Consider the following 17157-nt stretch of genomic DNA (forward strand, 5'->3'; position numbering starts at 1 on the left):
GAAGTAAGCTCTCGGTCATCATCAACTAGCAGAATTTTATTCATTGTTAAATTACCTCCGAGGCAGAAATTACGTCATCAAGGCGCGCTAATCTATGACTTTACGTTGTTTTACACCCCCTGACGCTAGTTTGCAGCGGGAATCGTAGACTGGCTTTCGTTGAATCGCAGCATAGATGATTTCAGGAGCAAGTGATGCGCAATGTTACCGCTGCCGTCATGGCCTCTATATTGACTCTGATTACCCTGTCCAGTCAGGCAAGCGATAACTGGTATCAAGGCGGTGAAGGCTTAGTTAAGCGTAATAATCTTCAGAGCCATATGTTCGAAGGGATAAACCTGACCGAACAACAGCGCCAACAAATGCGCGATCTAATGCAACGGGCACGGCATGATAGCCCACCCGTGAATGTAAGCGAAATGGAGACCATGCATAATCTGGTCATCGCTGAGAATTTTGATGAAACGGCAGTGCGTGCCCAGGCTGAAAAAATGGCACAAGAACAAGTGGCTCGCCAGGTTGACATGGCGAAAGTACGCAATCAAATGTACCGCTTGTTAAGTCCTGACCAGCAGGCCGTTTTAAATGACAAACACCAACAGCGCATGAATCAATTTCGTGAACTGGGGGATCTGCAACAGATGTCTTCATTGCAGGCACTGAGTAGCAGCAGTAAGCGTAGTAACCAGTAACAAACCCTGTTTTCCTTGCCATAGACACCATCCCTGTCTTCCCCGCCTACCAAGGCGGGTTTTTTTTGCCTGATGGTTCAGGTGAATCCGCTATACTAGCCAGCAATGATTTGCTGGAGCCCCTATGAATCAACAATATGGGAAATTGGTCAGCCGTGCAGCCATTGCCGCGACGGTTATGGCCTCACTGTTACTTTTGATCAAGATTTTTGCTTGGTGGTATACAGGCTCGGTCAGTATTCTGGCCGCATTGGTCGATTCGCTAGTGGACATTGCCGCGTCGCTAACTAACCTTCTTGTCGTACGTTATTCGCTGCAACCCGCAGATGAAGAGCATACCTTTGGCCATGGTAAAGCGGAGTCGCTGGCAGCATTGGCGCAAAGTATGTTTATTTCCGGTTCTGCGCTGTTTCTGTTTTTGACGGGTATTCAGCATTTAGCTGAACCGTCACCAATGAAACAGCCTTTAATCGGCGTTGTCGTCACGGTCATTGCGTTGTTCAGCACATTAATTCTGGTGACTTTTCAACGTTGGGTCGTGCGCAAAACGCAAAGTCAGGCGGTTCGTGCAGATATGCTTCATTATCAGTCTGATGTTATGATGAACGGAGCAATTCTTGTTGCGTTTGCGTTGTCCTGGTACGGTTGGCATCGTGCAGATTCGATATTTGCGTTAGGCATTGGCGTCTATATTTTGTTTAGCGCGCTGCGCATGGGCTATGAAGCTGTGCAATCTCTTTTAGATCGTGCTTTACCGGATGATGAGCGACAGGGAATTATTGATATCATCAATTCATGGCCTGGTGTTAAAGGGGCGCATGATCTACGAACGCGGCAGTCAGGGCCGACCCGCTTTATTCAAGTCCATATTGAAATGGAAGACAATCTGCCACTGGTTCAGGCGCATGTTATTGCCGAACAAGTGGAGCAGGCGATTTTGCATCGTTTTCCTGGGTCAGATGTGATTATTCACCAGGACCCCTGCTCAGTTGTCCCGACGCAGCAACAAGGGCATTTTGAGCTTTAATTTTTCGTTGTAAAGTCAGACAGATTCGATGTTTTTTGTATAAAATACCGATATATGGCCTGACCTGAATCAATTCAGCAAGAAGCGGTTGTTATACTATTTGTAGCAGAGTCGACGCCTCGGCATGCCGCAGGCCGTTTCCGGCAACAGGATTAATTATGCATTCAAAAGTTCAGAGGTAGTCATGATCAAAAAAATTGGTGTGTTGACGAGTGGCGGTGATGCGCCAGGCATGAACGCTGCGATTCGCGGTGTAGTGCGCGCAGCATTGTCGGAAGGTCTGGAAGTCGTGGGCATTTATGATGGCTATCTGGGATTGTATGAAGACCGCATGGTTAATCTGGACCGATACAGTGTGTCCGATATGATCAACCGTGGTGGCACCTTCCTGGGCTCAGCTCGTTTCCCAGAGTTTCGCGATGAGAAAATCCGTGAAGTGGCCATCGAGAATTTAAAAAACCGCGGTATTGATGCATTGGTTGTTATCGGCGGTGATGGTTCCTATATGGGTGCTAAACGCCTGACCGAAATGGGCTTCCCGTGCATCGGCCTGCCAGGCACCATTGATAACGATATCAAAGGCACTGATTATACCATCGGTTTCTTCACCGCTCTGGAAACCGTCGTAGAAGCAATCGACCGCTTGCGTGACACCTCTTCCTCCCACCAGCGTATTTCTATCGTGGAAGTGATGGGCCGTTACTGTGGCGATCTGACCTTAGCTGCTTCCATTGCTGGCGGGTGCGAGTTTGTTGTCTTGCCAGAAGTGGAGTTTAATCGCGAAGACCTGGTTGAAGAAATCAAAGCGGGTATCGCTAAAGGTAAAAAGCACGCTATCGTGGCTATCACTGAGCACATCTGTGACATCGACGAACTGGCCCGATATATCGAGACGGAAACTAAACGCGAAACCCGCGCCACCGTCCTGGGTCACATTCAACGCGGTGGTTCACCGGTTGCATACGATCGCATTCTGGCCTCCCGCATGGGCGCTTACTCCATCGAACTGCTGCAGCAAGGCCACGGCGGTCGTTGCGTAGGTATTCAGAATGAGAAGCTGGTTCACCATGACATTGTCGACGCTATCGAAAACATGAAGCGTCCGTTTAAAGGTGACTGGCTGGATTGCGCTAAGAAGCTGTATTGATTCACGACTCGTGAAATATGAAGCCGGGGAAACCCGGCTTTTTGCTGTCTGTTATACACTCGTCATACTTAAAGATGCATCTTTGTTGGCTGCGATCTCTCACCCGACAAATCTGCCGGGAGCAGATTTGAACGCTGTTAACAGCGCCATGGATGGGCCGAATAATTGCTTACTTATGTAAGTTCATCGGGACTCGTTCTCTTGCCGCCGCGATGCAACTCGAATTATTTTGCTGATATGCTCAATGGTTATATCCAATCTTTTTTTATTCTTTAATGAATGGTTAACTTTCTGGCACGCTGCTTTCATCAAATCTGATTAAAGAGAGCGAAAAATGAATAAGTGGGGAGTTGGACTGACATTACTGTTGGCGTCTACAAGTGTTTTGGCGAAAGATATTCAGTTACTTAACGTCTCTTACGACCCCACTCGCGAGCTTTATGACGAGTACAACAAGGCGTTCAGTGCTCACTGGAAACAACAAACCGGTGATAACGTTGTTATTCGCCAGTCTCACGGTGGTTCCGGTAAACAAGCAACATCCGTTATTAACGGTATTGAAGCCGATGTGGTGACCCTCGCGCTTGCATATGATGTTGATGCTATTGCTGAACGTGGCCGTATCGACAAAAACTGGATTAAACGCCTGCCGGACAACTCCGCGCCATACACCTCAACCATCGTTTTCCTGGTGCGTAAAGGCAACCCAAAACAAATTCATGACTGGAACGATCTGATTAAATCGGGCGTTTCTGTTATCACCCCGAATCCAAAAAGCTCAGGCGGTGCACGCTGGAACTATCTGGCAGCGTGGGGTTACGCACTGCATCACAACAATAACGATCAAGCCAAAGCTCAGGATTTCGTGAAAGCGCTGTATAAAAACGTTGAAGTGCTGGATTCCGGTGCTCGCGGTTCAACCAGTACTTTTGTTGAGCGTGGAATCGGTGACGTGTTGATTGCCTGGGAAAATGAAGCATTTTTGGCGACCAACGAGCTGGGTAAAGACAAGTTTGAAATTGTGACACCGAGCGAATCGATTCTTGCCGAGCCGACTGTTTCCGTCGTAGACAAAGTGGCGGAGAAGAAAGGGACTCAGAAAGTTGCAGAAGAGTATCTGAAATATCTCTATTCACCGCAAGGGCAGGAAATTGTGGCGAAAAATTACTATCGTCCACGCAATGCCGAAGTGGCGAAGAAATATGACAACGTCTTCCCTAAACTTAAATTGTTCACTATTGATAAAGAGTTTGGTGGTTGGACGAAAGCCCAGAAAGAACATTTCTCTAATGGTGGCACCTTCGACCAAATTAGTCAGCGTTAAACGTAATAACGGCCCCGAAAGGGGTCGTTTTACTTTTGTGACATCCACCTTTGCGTTACGCTGAGCAGCCCTCTAAATTGTTTCTGAGGTTTCAATGCTGCGCCGTCGACGCACAATAGTTTTCTTTATCCTCTTCTTAGTCGTCGCTGTTGTTTGTGGGGTAAGCCTGCAGAAACACTTTCATCATCCAGACGCCCTGTGGCGTATCGTCAACGAACAATGTGTTCCTCATCAGCGTAATAGCCCAAACCCTGAGCCTTGCACCAAAGTGGATTTGCTTTCGGGATTCGTGTTGCTAAAAGATATCAATGGCCCGCTGCAATACCTGCTGCTACCGACAGCGAAAATGAACGGTATGGAAAGCCCGGAATTATTGCAGGCTAAAACCGCTAATTTCTTATGGTTGGCGTGGCAGCAGCGCAACGTTATGAGTGTGCGGCGGGGTGCTCATGTTCCTGATGATGTCGTTTCAATCACCATTAACTCCGCGATAGGGCGCTCGCAAAATCAGCTACATATCCATATTTCTTGTTTACGGACTGATGTGCGTGACCAGATAAATCAGTATGCGTATTCCGTAAGCACAGACTGGCAGCCTTTCCCTGTATCACTGGCTGGAAATCAGTACATTGCCAGAAAAGTGACCGCAGCTGAGTTTTCTCAACGTAGTCCGTTCATCATGCTGGCCACTCAAGTTCCGCAGGCTCGCGAACACATGGGGCGTTACAGTCTGGCGATGGCGCAATTGGCTGATGGGGAGTGGATAGCGTTAGCGACAGAGCGGAATTTACTGCGCTTCAACTTGGCTTCTGCTGAGCAACTACAAGATCACGACTGTGGATTGTTGAAAAAATAAAGGCCCTGCCATTGCTGGCAGAGCCTTAATATTGATAAGCGAGAACTTACGCTTGTTTCGCTTCAGCTGCTGCTTTAACGATAACTGCAAATGCATCAGCCTTCAGAGAAGCACCGCCAACCAGCGCGCCGTCGATGTCTGGCTGAGCAAACAGCTCTGCTGCATTTTTATCGTTTACGGAACCGCCGTACTGGATGATCACTTGCTCAGCCACTTTCGCATCAGCTTTAGCGATGTGGTCACGAATGAATTTGTGAACAGCCTGAGCTTGAGCAGGAGTTGCAGATTTACCCGTACCGATTGCCCAAACAGGTTCGTAAGCGATAACTACGCCTTCGAAGGCCGCTGCACCCTGAGTTTTCAGCACAGCGTCAATCTGACGTGCGCAAACTTCTTCAGTTTTGCCAGCTTCGTTTTCTGCTTCGGTTTCACCGATGCAAAGAACTGGGATCAGGCCAACTTCTTTCAGGATGGCGAATTTTTTAGCGATCAGTTCGTCAGACTCTGCGTGGTAAGTACGACGCTCGGAGTGACCGATGATGATGTATTTAGCACCTACATCTTTCAGCATTTCTGCAGAAACTTCACCCGTGAATGCGCCAGACAGGTTCAGGTCAACGTTCTGAGCACCAAGAATGATGTGGCTACCGGATGCAGCATGTTTAGCCAGATCCAGATACATAGTTGGAGGAGCGATAGCCACGCCACAGCCAGCAACGCCAGCCAGCTCATTGCGTAAGCCAGCAATCAGCTCGTGTACCATGTTCTTGCTACCGTTCAGTTTCCAGTTACCCATCACCAAAGGATGTCGCATCTTAATTCTCCACAAGGTCAAACTAATAAAAGAATCGCTGCCATTCAGGGCAGCATGGTCTGTGAAACAGTATAGAGACTCAACCGACGAAAGGCTTTGCTTTTTGTCATATATACCCGTCATCCTTCAAGCCGCAGGGGTGTTGGCTGCATTCACTTACCCGAATCACTTCCTTAAGTAATCTCATCGGGATAAGCTCCCTGGCCGCCTACCTGCGACTCGAATGCTAACGGATATATTTAGTTGGTGTTAATTGTTTCTGATAGCGTCAGCTTAATCGGTTCAACAGCGAAAGTGAGCCCCTTTTCACCGTTGTCTGCGACAACATAGCGGATAGCGCCTTCGGTTTGTGCGTAATAACGTTTGTTCTTACCATTGCTGAGCAGCTTGGTGAGTTTTGCCACGCTTTGCTGCTTTGAAAGCAAAGGAGTAAAGGTGCGAATCAGTGCTGCCATATATTCTGTCGCTTTTGCTCGCGCAGCTTTTTGCTCAGGCCCTTGAATCGGCAACCACGTTATCTGGATAGATTTTATTTTCAGCGTGCCGCGCTCAAGTGCAGTAGAGGTGTAAAGATTCTCGTTGATTTTACTGGCGGCGCGCATCAGGTTCACTTCATTGGCTTTGGGGTCGATAGCCCGGAACTCATTGATGGGTAACGTCGGGTTTTTAGCGGAGAATGTTTCCCGAAACTGGGTGATGTTCATATCGAACGTTGGGGCGCCTGCCAATAAATAGGGAGCGACTTGTGGCGTTGAGGTGGAGTCTGAAGGCGGATCAGCCCAAACTACCGCGACGGGTAGTATCAGTAAAGCCAGAGCTGCAACCAGATGTCTCATCGACAAATTCTCCTGTGAATTCTACTTTCCGATTAAATCGGCATTCCGTTGGCTTGTCAAAACCCATCATAGCTGGGGTACACTACGGTGCTAAACAATAAAATGGACCTTACCATGACCATACAGCAATGGCTGTTCTCTTTTAACGGACGTATTGGACGCCGTGACTTTTGGATTTGGATTGGCGTTTGGTTAATCGCGCTGATCATACTCTTCACCCTCGCAGGTGCTGAAATCATGCCATATTCCACTGCCGGCTTCTTTCTCTCAGGTTCGTTGATACCGACTGCCGCCGTGATTGTGAAACGTCTGCATGATCGTAATAAGAAAGGCTGGTGGGCGCTGTTGTTTATTCCTGCGTGGTTGCTGCTTGCAGGTAACTGGGAAACTTTCGGAACGTTAGCGCAGTGGGGGCTTGGCCGTTTTATCCCAACACTGATTTTGGTTATGGTTATCATGGACCTGGGGGCGTTTGTTGGCACCCAGGGTGAAAACCGCTTTGGTAAGGACACTAGCGAAGTAAAATACCGCTAACGTTACACATCACCTTATCCATTCCTTACCCATTACTTTACCAATAGTGTTCTGCAGTCATATGGCCCGGTCGGCGGCGCAAATGTTTAGTCATCTGCCGGGTATCTTTCAGCAATTGCTGCGTATCTCTCACCATCTGCGGATTTCCGCACAACATCACATGGCTTGTCTCGATGTTCATGGGTAGGCCAACAGCCGCTTCAAGTTCACCGCTTTCAATAAGTGCAGGCACGCGCCCGGTTAATGACCCAGCAATAGACTCCCGGCTTACGACCGTCTGAATGCGTAATTTCCCTTCATATTGCTGTTGGAGCTTCTGCATCAACGGCAGATAACTTAAGTCCTGCGCAAAACGAACCGCATGAAGTAAAACGATATTTTCGAACCGCTCAAGACCTTTGCCTTCCTGTAAAATAGAAAGATACGGGCCAAGTGCCGTTCCCGTTGCCAGCATCCACAATGTCTGGCAGTCCGGTATTTCATCCAGCACAAAGAATCCCGCCGCTTCACTCACCAGCATAATTTCATCGCCGGGTTGTAGCGCATGCAGACGTGGGCTGAGTTTACCTTCAGGCACTGTGACCAGATAAAACTCGAGATTGGGATCGTCGGGTGCATTGACGTAGGAGTAAGCGCGTTGGACACGTTCGCCGTCAATTTCCATCCCAAGTTTGGTAAATTGCCCTGCAGTGAAGGGGGCGACGGGCGCATGAACAGTGAGACTAAAAAGAGCGTCAGTCCAGTTTTGAAGCTGGATAACTTTACCTTTGACCCATTCCGCCATGATGTTCTCCTGTTATACCCGACAACCTGCAATTCGAATTATTTAGGCTATGAATCTATTGCCCTATCTTCACCAGAAAAGTGAGAGATTTCCAGCCGGCTAAAGCTGGAAAGCTCGATCAGACAAATGATGGGCTTACAGAATATGGGTCTGTACGTCCTGGTCTTTACGGTCAAGGTAGTGAATGGATTTGATGCGGCGAATAGTGCGTGATTTGCCACGAATCAGCAGAGTCTCAGTGGTCGCCATATTCCCTTTGCGGGTGATCCCTTCCAGCAAATCACCTTTGGTGATGCCGGTTGCCGAGAAAATCACGTTATCATTGCGTGCCATGTCATCGAGCTTCAACACCCGACCTGCTTCTATGCCCATTACGGCGCAACGAGCTAACTCTTGCTCACCGATACGGCGGTTTTCTTCGTTATCACCTTTCACATGGTGACGAGCCAGCAGGCGGCCATGCATATCGCCATCGAGTGCGCGGATAACCGCCGCAGAAATAACCCCTTCAGGCGCACCGCCAATTCCGTACATCACATCGACTTCGCTATCTGGCATACAGGTCAAAATAGATGCCGCAACATCACCATCAGGAATGGCAAACACGCGGACTCCGAGTTTTTGCATCTCGGCAATAACGTCATCGTGGCGAGGTTTAGCAAGAATAGTAACGGTCAGTTCGCTGAGCGGTTTATTGAGGGCTACTGCGACGTTATAGAGGTTTTCAGCCAGTGGAAGATTCAGGTCGATAATGCCTTTAGCACCCGGACCCACAATCAGCTTTTCCATGTACATGTCGGGCGCGTTCAGGAAGCTGCCTTTATCACCCACAGCCAAGACTGCCAGCGCGTTTGCCTGGCCCATGGCGGTCATGCGAGTACCTTCAATTGGGTCAACGGCGATGTCGACGGCATCTCCCTGGCCGGTACCGACTTTTTCACCAATGTAGAGCATGGGTGCTTCGTCGATTTCCCCTTCGCCAATCACAATCTGGCCATCAATATTGACCTGATTGAGCACAATACGCATCGCGTGAACGGCGGCGCCATCCGCAATATTTTTATCGCCACGTCCCAACCATTTATAACCCGCCAGCGCTGCAGCTTCGGTTACACGGGAAAATTCAATCGCAAGTTCTCGTCTCATTGCACACTCATTTAGCAAGCCTAATTGCGACGGAGTTTAGCACAGACAGGGTAGGGTGATCCCCTCTCCCAATGGGAGAGGGGTAGGGTGAGGGGCAATCTCAGCAATTAGTTTTCTTCGTGATCTTCCCAGGCAAGAGCACGCTTAACAGCCTTTTTCCATCCAGCGTAACGGTAGTTACGTTCGGTCGTTTCGATACCCGGACGGAACTCTTTTTCGATAACCGCTTTCTCGCTGACTTCATCCAGATTCTGCCAGAAACCAACGGCAAGCCCTGCCAGATAAGCGGCACCCAATGCGGTCACTTCGCGTACTTCAGGGCGCTCTACGCGGGTTCCTAAAATGTCAGCCTGGAATTGCATCAGGAAGTTATTGGCCACCGCGCCGCCATCTACACGCAAGGCGTGCAAACGAATACCAGCGTCGGCCTGCATCGCTTCTAGCACATCACGTGTTTGATAAGCGATGGACTCAAGCGTCGCACGGATTATGTGGTTAGCATTCACGCCACGCGTCAGCCCGAAAATTGCCCCACGGGCATACGGATCCCAGTAAGGAGCGCCCAGGCCAGTAAAGGCTGGGACGACATACACACCGTTGGTATCTTTTACTTTGGTGGCAAAGTATTCAGAATCCGTGGCGTCGCTGATCAGTTTCATTTCATCGCGTAGCCACTGGATAGAAGCACCGCCCATGAATACCGCACCTTCCAGTGCATAATTCACTTCGCCACGTGGGCCACAAGCAATAGTAGTCAGCAAACCGTGAGTGGATTTAACCGCCTGCGTCCCGGTATTCATCAGCATAAAGCAGCCCGTACCGTAGGTATTTTTCGCCATCCCTTCTTTGACGCACAGCTGGCCAAACAGCGCGGCCTGCTGGTCACCGGCGATCCCGGCGATAGGGATACGTGTACCGCCTTTACCACCAATGTTGGTCTGGCCATACACTTCAGAGGATTTGCGCACTTCCGGCAGCATAGCGCGTGGAATATCCAGCGCCTCCAGCATGCGGTCATCCCATTCGAGTTTGTGGATATTAAACAGCATGGTACGTGAGGCGTTGGTGTAATCGGTGACGTGCACACGCCCCTGAGTCATTTTCCAGATAAGCCAAGTGTCGACGGTACCAAACAGCAGTTCACCACGGCGAGCACGCTCACGCGAGCCTTCTACGTGGTCAAGGATCCACTTCACTTTGGTGCCAGAGAAGTACGGGTCAACCACCAGACCCGTGGCTGATTTGATGTATTCTTCCAGTCCGTCGCGCTTGAGTTGTTCGCAAATTTCAGCAGTGCGACGGCACTGCCAGACAATGGCGTTGTAAATCGGTTTACCGGTCTCTTTTTCCCAGACAATCGCTGTTTCACGCTGGTTAGTGATACCAATGGCGGCAATTTGGTCTGAGTTGATGTCCGCTTTCGCCAACACTTCTACCAGTGTGGAGCTTTGAGTTGCCCAAATTTCCATAGGGTCATGCTCTACCCATCCTGCTTTTGGATAGATTTGCTGAAATTCACGCTGTGAAACGCTAACAATGTTGGCATCGTGATCCAGGACGACTGCGCGAGAGCTGGTGGTGCCTTGATCAAGTGCGACGATGTATTTTTTTTCGTGGGTCATAATTTTGTCCTGAAGTCAGTCTTACAAAGAAGCATTTTGCTGCGTGGAGGGAGTGGATTTTTCTTCCTCTTCCACACAGACATCACAAGGTAAATGGCGGCCAATCAGCTTACGGTAACCAAATGCGCCTAGCGAAGCGCCAACTATCGGGCCAAATACCGGAACCAGGAAGTAAGGGATATCGCGACCGCCGGTAAAGGCGATGTCACCCCAACCCGCAAGCCAGGCGAAAAGTTTCGGGCCAAAGTCACGTGCAGGGTTCATGGCAAATCCAGTCAATGGCCCCATTGATGCGCCGATAACCGCAATCAACAAACCAATCAACAGTGGAGCTAACGGGCCACGAGGGATACCGTTGCCATCATCCGTCAGCGCCAGAATAACGCCCATCAAAATGGCGGTAATCACCATCTCGACTACGAATGCCTGCACCAGATTAATGTGTGGGTTTGGATAGGTTGAGAAAATCCCCGCCAAATCCAGACTTTCCACGCTGCCGCGCACCATGTGATGCGTCTGCTCGTAATCAAGGAATAAATTGTAATACAGGCCATAAACCAAAGCTGCGGCGCAAAACGCACCTGCAACTTGCGACACAATAAATGGCACGACTTTTCGTTTATCAAAACAGGCGAACAGCCATAATGCGATGGTTACAGCCGGATTAAGATGCGCGCCGGAAACCCCTGCGGTTAGGTAGATAGCCATCGCCACCCCTAAACCCCAGATGATACTAATTTCCCATTGTCCAAAGCTTGCGCCAGCCACTTTTAAAGCGGCAACACATCCTACACCGAAGAAAATCAACAGCGCGGTGCCCATGAACTCGGCGATGCACTGACCTTTCAAGGTTGATGGAGCTGTCTGACTCATAATAGGGTCCTGAAGGAAAAATTAATGATTATTGTTTGTTCGGGCTTCCCTGCCGCGCAGGTGCCATGTAGGCATAGTGTTAATTTATCGTTAACGAACATAAACGAGAAATATCGAGCTTTAAATTTGCGTGTCACGTCATAAAAATGAGCGATCTCGCGCCATCTTGTGCGCATTTTCACCCAAGAATGACAGCGAAAACATTAGCTGAAGTAATTAATGCGTTAAGAAATAGTCATTTTCGACCGCCCCGTCATTCGGCATATGCCGAAAAACGTTATGTTACGCAAAGAGCGCTTGAACTCGCTGGACACGGGTACTCACGCTACTTACAATCGAAACACGCTGCGTGGTGCGCATATATTCATAAGGTGTCTTCGGGGAATATCCGGGACGGGGATTTAGACATCCATCAACGCCTTGCAATTCAGGAGAGGTTCGAAATGTCATTTGAAGTGTTTGAGAAACTGGAAGCAAAAGTACAGCAGGCGATTGATACCATTACCCTGCTGCAAATGGAAATCGAAGAACTGAAAGAGACTAATAACAATCTGTCTCAGCAAGTTCAGCATTCTCAGAGTAATCATGAAGAATTAGTACGCGAAAACAATTCTCTGAAAGAACAACAGCACGTGTGGCAAGACCGTTTACACGCTCTGCTAGGTAAGATGGAAGAAGTCTGATACCCGTCATACTTCAAGTCACAGGGTTTTTGGCTGCACTCGCTCACCCCAGTCACTTACTTTAGTAAGCTCCTGGGGATTCGCTCCCTTGCCGCCTACCTGTGGCTCGAATTATTTAGGGTATGGATTTATCTGACCAGAAAAAGAACGGGCGCCCTTGGGCGCCCGTTTTGTTATTCGATGTCGAGGGGGTCTTCGGAAAGGATGATACCGGTGTTATCGGCATACAGATGGTCGCCTGAGAAAAATGTCACGCCACCAAAGTTAACGCGGACATCGCTTTCGCCAACACCAACACCAGTGGAACCCACAGGAATGGCGGCAATCGCCTGGATACCAATATCCAACTCTTCCAGGTCATCAACCTGACGCACGGCACCGTATACCACAATGCCTTCCCACTCGTTTTGAGTCGCCTGACGGGCAAGTTCTGCATCAATCAAGGCACGGCGCACAGAGCCACCGCCATCAATAACCAGAACACGGCCACGGCCATTTTGTTCGAGCAGATCATACAGCAATCCGTTGTCCTCGAAACATTTAACCGTGATGATTTGCCCGCCAAAGGACGACCGCCCACCGAAGTTGGAAAATAGCGGTTCAACGACGTTGACATCTTCCTGATAGATGTCGCAAAGCTCGGAAGTATCATATTTCATAGGATTAAGATTCTGTTGCTGCACGAGTTGTCAGTATATCGCTTAATATTAACTGTTGGCAAAATCATCAATTGTTAATTGATATTTGTCAGCTAAACCGACACCGTGCTTAACACAACTCCTACCGCAAACAATAGGTTAGTGAGCAATGCCGCTTTTACAGTGCGTTCAAGCATTGGGCGCATGGCGAGTGGTTCCATTTCGCGTAACACATAACGCATTTGTTTAATCAGCAATGGCGCTGCCAACACAAACAACCATCCCCACAGACTTTGCAGCCAGACAAGATTAAATAGCGCAAGGCACGCCAGAGCACCTATCAACAGGCAGGCATGATAGCGACGAGCCAACACCGGCCCTAAGCGCACAGCCAGCGTGTTTTTACCGTTTTCCAGGTCACTGTCGATATCGCGTAGATTGTTGATGTTAAGCACTGCCGTTGCGAGTAAACCACAGGCCGTCGCGGGTAAAAATACCAATGGCGCGAGAGAATGCGCCTGCAGGTACCAGGTTCCTGCCACACTCAGCCAGCCAAAAAAGACCAGCACTGAAATATCGCCAAGGCCCATGTAACCGTACGGACGCGTGCCAACGGTGTAGGTAATGGCGGCGATGATTGCCAGCAAACCCAGCGCCAGGAAACCAAGGAAATCCGCCAACGTGCGGCAAGCGACGGCGATCAATGCAAGGCCAGACAAGCAAATTAGCACCACGGTGATAATCAGCGCCTTTTTCATCTGCGCTTGGGTAATCACCCCTTTTTGCATTCCGCGTAGTGGTCCGATTCGGTCTGCTTTATCACTGCCTTTTACCGCATCACCGTAGTCATTAGCCAGATTAGAGAGGATTTGAAGTAGCCCCGCCGTCAGCAAAGCCAGTAATGCAATAGCAGGATTAAACACGTCTTGCCAGAAAGCCAACGCTGAACCACAGACGATAGAGGCAAATGCCAGGGGTAACGTGCGTGGACGCAAGCTTTCAAGCCAAGCCTGAGTTGTGCTTACAGAGTGCGATTCGCTCATAGTTCTCTCTGTTCGGTATAAAAAAATGGAGGGCATAAGCCCTCCATTTGAAATGAAGAAAATACGTTGAGCGGGATTATAGGATAAAACGGCTCAAGTCTTCATCTGCTACCAACTCATCCAGATGCTTACCGACATATTCGGCATCAATCAAGATGGATTGGCCGCTAAGGTCGCTGGCATCATAAGAGATATCTTCAACCAGGCGTTCCAGCACAGTGTGCAGACGACGTGCACCGATGTTTTCGGTGGACTCGTTCACCTGCCATGCAGCCTCAGCGATACGGCGAATGCCATCTGCGGTGAAGTCGATAGTCACGCCTTCAGTGCCCATCAGTGCTTTGTACTGCACGGTGATAGACGCATTTGGCTCCGTCAGAATGCGTTCGAAATCTTCAACGGTCAGCGCCTGCAATTCCACACGAATGGGCAGACGACCCTGCAATTCAGGGATAAGATCTGACGGGCTTGCCACCTGGAATGCACCGGATGCGATAAACAGAATGTGGTCAGTTTTTACCATGCCGTGTTTGGTCGAAACGGTGCAGCCTTCAACCAAAGGCAGCAAGTCACGCTGAACACCTTCACGAGAAACATCTGGGCCGGAGCTGTTACCGCCACGCTTACAGATTTTGTCGATCTCATCGATAAACACGATGCCGTGTTGTTCAACAGCGTCAATCGCGTCTTGCTTCAGTTCTTCTGGGTTAACCAGTTTCGAGGCTTCTTCTTCAATCAGAAGTTTCATCGCATCTTTGATTTTCAGCTTGCGTGGCTTTTGCTTCTGGCCACCCAGGTTTTGGAACATAGACTGCAACTGGTTGGTCATTTCTTCCATGCCAGGAGGAGCCATGATCTCAACACCCATCGGCGTCGCTGCCAGATCGATCTCTATTTCTTTATCGTCTAACTGGCCTTCACGCAATTTCTTACGGAAAGACTGACGAGCCGCAGACGGTTCTTGTGGTGTTTCAGCCTGGCCCCAGTTGTTTTTTGCCGGTGGCAGCAGAACATCAAGAATGCGCTCTTCGGCCATTTCTTCAGCACGGAAGCGATTTTTATCGATGGATTGCAGACGAACCATTTTCATCGCGGAATCAGTCAGATCGCGGATGATAGAATCCACTTCCTTACCAACATAACCGACTTCGGTGAATTTGGTCGCTTCAACTTTGATGAACGGAGCGTTAGCGAGTTTCGCCAGGCGACGAGCAATTTCGGTTTTACCTACACCCGTTGGGCCGATCATCAAAATGTTTTTTGGCGTAACTTCATGACGCAGCTCTTCATCAAGCTGCATACGGCGCCAGCGGTTACGCAGCGCAATCGCCACGGAACGCTTGGCATTGTCCTGGCCAATAATGTGTTTGTTCAGTTCGCTGACAATTTCGCGTGGGGTCATTTCAGACATGGGGATTCCTTACGCCTTAGACGCTAATTCTTCAATAGTATGGAAATGGTTGGTGTAGATGCAAATATCACCGGCAATCCCCAGCGATTTCTCTACGATGTCACGAGCACCCAGTTCGGTATTCTCAAGCAACGCACGTGCTGCTGCCTGGGCATAAGGGCCACCTGAACCAATAGCAATCAGATCATCTTCTGGTTGGATAACATCACCATTACCAGTGATGATAAGCGAAGCATTTTCATCGGCGACGGCCAGCAGAGCTTCGAGCTTGCGCAGCATACGGTCGGTACGCCAGTCTTTTGCTAGTTCAACCGCCGCTTTCACCAAATGACCCTGGTGCATTTCAAGCTTGCGTTCAAAGAGTTCAAAAAGGGTAAAGGCATCCGCGGTACCGCCAGCAAAACCGGCAATCACTTTGTCGTTATACAAACGACGCACTTTTTTGACGTTGCCTTTCATCACGGTATTGCCAAGCGTGGCCTGACCATCACCACCGATTACGACATAGCCGTTGCGGCGTACACTTACTATTGTTGTCACGAGCAGACCCCTTATTGCATCAGCTATACCCTTCATTCTTCAAATTGCAGGGGTGTTGGCTGCAATTTGAATTATTTTGGGTATAAATATGTGCCCCAAACCTATTTGGGGCTGAATGCAATTATAGATGGGGGGGATTTTGGGGGTTTCAACCCCCGGAGCCAAGACGAATACAGTTAGCGTGACCAGCCATCTTCAGACGGTTGATCGTACCATCGGCATTGTCTTTGCCTTTGATTGGCCCAATCACAACGCGGTTCCAACCATTATTGCTGGTAATGCGCGAATCAAAACCTTCGAAAGCCAATTGAGCCCGAACGGTTTCTGCCTGCTCACTGCCTTTAAAGGAACCACACTGTACCATCCAGCGCTTTTCATCTTTCGGCTTATCCTGAGGTACCGGAGTGGGCTTGATAACTTCGATCGGTGCTGCCGCTTGAGCCGTTTTGGGTTGTGCCTGCTCACGCGGTTGTGTCGTGGGGGTCGCTGCACGCTGCTGAGTATGCGGCGGGGTTTGCAACAAATCTTGATACGGCTGCTGTGTTGACGTGGTTGTACGCGGTTGCTGCTGCACCGGACGTGGTTGCTGCGTTATCGGTTGCGATTGTTGCTGTTGCACGGCTCTTGGTGGCTGCACAACTTGTTGAGCAGTGAACTGCTGCTGTTGTACTTGTTGCTGCTGAATGGCTTTCTGGCGCTGTAGCGTGTGCTGACGCTGTTCTGGCGTCTGCTCATTCCATGGCACTTCATTCAACTGCGTGGGCTGCTGGCGCATATCTGCCTGCATTTGCTCCAACAATTGGCGTTGATCATCGGTGAGCTGGTCTTTATTCTGCACTTCGCCACCGGCAGTAGGCTCAGTAGGGGTACGCACACCCGTCTGGCGATTCTCCAGTTCTTTGATATAACGCCAGCGTTCTTCTGGTTTTGGTGGCAGACCATTCCCTGTGACTTTATGGCCAGGTAGGGTTTCGCTTTCATCTTTCTTATGATGAGTAATGAAGTACAGAGCACCAATAAAGGTCACCAGAACGGCGGCCGCAATAGCGACCATTGTCGGCGAGACAGATGGTAGGCTGCGTTGCTTGTTGCGGGTGCTACTTTTCTTACGCCGCGTACCTGCCGATTGCCCGCGGCGTACATAATCTCGTTGTGCCACTATCGATTCGCTATATTTTTTACGTTTA

18 protein-coding genes are annotated in these 17157 nt (G+C 49.5%); 7 read left to right on the forward strand and 11 right to left on the reverse strand.

Going from position 1 to position 17157, the window contains the following annotated elements; translation table 11 throughout:
- Positions 1 to 194: 194 nt before the first annotated feature.
- The 5 genes from cpxP (at position 195) to VJY99_RS17305 (ending at position 5046) form a co-directional block, all read left to right on the forward strand.
- Positions 195 to 692, forward strand: coding sequence for a cell-envelope stress modulator CpxP (cpxP, locus tag VJY99_RS17285; protein WP_324120677.1), 498 nt, complete (start codon positions 195 to 197; stop codon positions 690 to 692).
- Between the two features lie 124 nt (positions 693 to 816).
- The gene (gene fieF, locus VJY99_RS17290; RefSeq protein WP_324120679.1) at positions 817 to 1719 is read left to right on the forward strand and encodes a CDF family cation-efflux transporter FieF; all 903 of its coding nucleotides are present in this window, start codon (positions 817 to 819) and stop codon (positions 1717 to 1719) included.
- Between the two features lie 184 nt (positions 1720 to 1903).
- Entirely contained in the window at positions 1904 to 2866 is a 963-nt protein-coding gene (gene pfkA, locus VJY99_RS17295) for a 6-phosphofructokinase (RefSeq protein WP_324120681.1), read from the forward strand.
- A 334-nt stretch (positions 2867 to 3200) separates the two neighbouring features.
- Complete coding sequence (locus VJY99_RS17300; RefSeq protein WP_324120683.1) at positions 3201 to 4190, forward strand: sulfate ABC transporter substrate-binding protein; 990 nt, start codon at positions 3201 to 3203, stop codon at positions 4188 to 4190.
- Between the two features lie 94 nt (positions 4191 to 4284).
- Positions 4285 to 5046 (forward strand): CDP-diacylglycerol diphosphatase, encoded by a 762-nt coding sequence (locus VJY99_RS17305; RefSeq protein WP_324120685.1) that lies wholly within the window; start codon positions 4285 to 4287, stop codon positions 5044 to 5046.
- 46 nt (positions 5047 to 5092) lie between these two features.
- On the opposite strand, the gene tpiA is transcribed toward VJY99_RS17305, so the two are convergent.
- Both tpiA and VJY99_RS17315 read right to left on the reverse strand, forming a co-directional pair.
- Positions 5093 to 5860, reverse strand: a complete 768-nt coding sequence (gene tpiA, locus VJY99_RS17310; protein WP_324120687.1) for a triose-phosphate isomerase — start codon at positions 5858 to 5860, stop codon at positions 5093 to 5095.
- Positions 5861 to 6099: 239 nt separating this feature from the next.
- Positions 6100 to 6696, reverse strand: coding sequence for a DUF1454 family protein (locus VJY99_RS17315; protein WP_324120689.1), 597 nt, complete (start codon positions 6694 to 6696; stop codon positions 6100 to 6102).
- A 114-nt stretch (positions 6697 to 6810) separates the two neighbouring features.
- On the opposite strand from VJY99_RS17315, the gene VJY99_RS17320 reads away from it, so the two are divergent.
- On the forward strand, positions 6811 to 7230 hold the full coding sequence (locus VJY99_RS17320; protein WP_034500043.1) for a DUF805 domain-containing protein: 420 nt from the start codon (positions 6811 to 6813) through the stop codon (positions 7228 to 7230).
- Between the two features lie 37 nt (positions 7231 to 7267).
- Here VJY99_RS17320 and fpr read toward each other — a convergent pair whose 3' ends face one another.
- The 4 genes from fpr to VJY99_RS17340 form a co-directional block, all read right to left on the reverse strand.
- On the reverse strand, positions 7268 to 8014 hold the full coding sequence (fpr, locus tag VJY99_RS17325; RefSeq protein ID WP_324120692.1) for a ferredoxin--NADP(+) reductase: 747 nt from the start codon (positions 8012 to 8014) through the stop codon (positions 7268 to 7270).
- Between the two features lie 135 nt (positions 8015 to 8149).
- The gene (gene glpX / locus VJY99_RS17330) at positions 8150 to 9160 is read right to left on the reverse strand and encodes a class II fructose-bisphosphatase (protein ID WP_324120694.1); all 1011 of its coding nucleotides are present in this window, start codon (positions 9158 to 9160) and stop codon (positions 8150 to 8152) included.
- Positions 9161 to 9267: 107 nt separating this feature from the next.
- The gene (gene glpK / locus VJY99_RS17335) at positions 9268 to 10782 is read right to left on the reverse strand and encodes a glycerol kinase GlpK (RefSeq protein WP_324120696.1); all 1515 of its coding nucleotides are present in this window, start codon (positions 10780 to 10782) and stop codon (positions 9268 to 9270) included.
- A gap of 21 nt (positions 10783 to 10803) precedes the next feature.
- Positions 10804 to 11655: an MIP/aquaporin family protein gene (locus tag VJY99_RS17340; protein ID WP_324120698.1), complete on the reverse strand. Its 852-nt coding sequence runs from the start codon at positions 11653 to 11655 to the stop codon at positions 10804 to 10806.
- 443 nt (positions 11656 to 12098) lie between these two features.
- Here VJY99_RS17340 and zapB point away from each other — a divergent pair, with 443 nt between their 5' ends.
- The gene (gene zapB / locus VJY99_RS17345; protein ID WP_120066733.1) at positions 12099 to 12338 is read left to right on the forward strand and encodes a septal ring assembly protein ZapB; all 240 of its coding nucleotides are present in this window, start codon (positions 12099 to 12101) and stop codon (positions 12336 to 12338) included.
- 173 nt (positions 12339 to 12511) lie between these two features.
- Here the strand turns inward: zapB and rraA are convergent, their stop codons facing one another.
- From rraA to ftsN, 5 genes are all read right to left on the reverse strand, one after another.
- Positions 12512 to 12997, reverse strand: a complete 486-nt coding sequence (rraA, locus tag VJY99_RS17350) for a ribonuclease E activity regulator RraA (RefSeq protein ID WP_324120701.1) — start codon at positions 12995 to 12997, stop codon at positions 12512 to 12514.
- A gap of 92 nt (positions 12998 to 13089) precedes the next feature.
- The gene (menA, locus tag VJY99_RS17355) at positions 13090 to 14019 is read right to left on the reverse strand and encodes a 1,4-dihydroxy-2-naphthoate polyprenyltransferase (protein WP_324120703.1); all 930 of its coding nucleotides are present in this window, start codon (positions 14017 to 14019) and stop codon (positions 13090 to 13092) included.
- A 76-nt stretch (positions 14020 to 14095) separates the two neighbouring features.
- Positions 14096 to 15430 carry an HslU--HslV peptidase ATPase subunit gene (gene hslU, locus VJY99_RS17360; RefSeq protein WP_324120706.1) on the reverse strand — a complete coding sequence of 445 codons (1335 nt, stop codon included), beginning with the start codon at positions 15428 to 15430 and terminating at the stop codon, positions 14096 to 14098.
- A gap of 9 nt (positions 15431 to 15439) precedes the next feature.
- The gene (gene hslV, locus VJY99_RS17365) at positions 15440 to 15970 is read right to left on the reverse strand and encodes an ATP-dependent protease subunit HslV (RefSeq protein WP_324120708.1); all 531 of its coding nucleotides are present in this window, start codon (positions 15968 to 15970) and stop codon (positions 15440 to 15442) included.
- Positions 15971 to 16118: 148 nt separating this feature from the next.
- Positions 16119 to 17129 (reverse strand): cell division protein FtsN, encoded by a 1011-nt coding sequence (gene ftsN, locus VJY99_RS17370; protein WP_324120710.1) that lies wholly within the window; start codon positions 17127 to 17129, stop codon positions 16119 to 16121.
- Between the last annotated feature and the right edge of the window lie 28 nt (positions 17130 to 17157).

The organism is Buttiauxella sp. (assembly GCF_035271705.1).
Classification (GTDB): domain Bacteria; phylum Pseudomonadota; class Gammaproteobacteria; order Enterobacterales; family Enterobacteriaceae; genus Buttiauxella.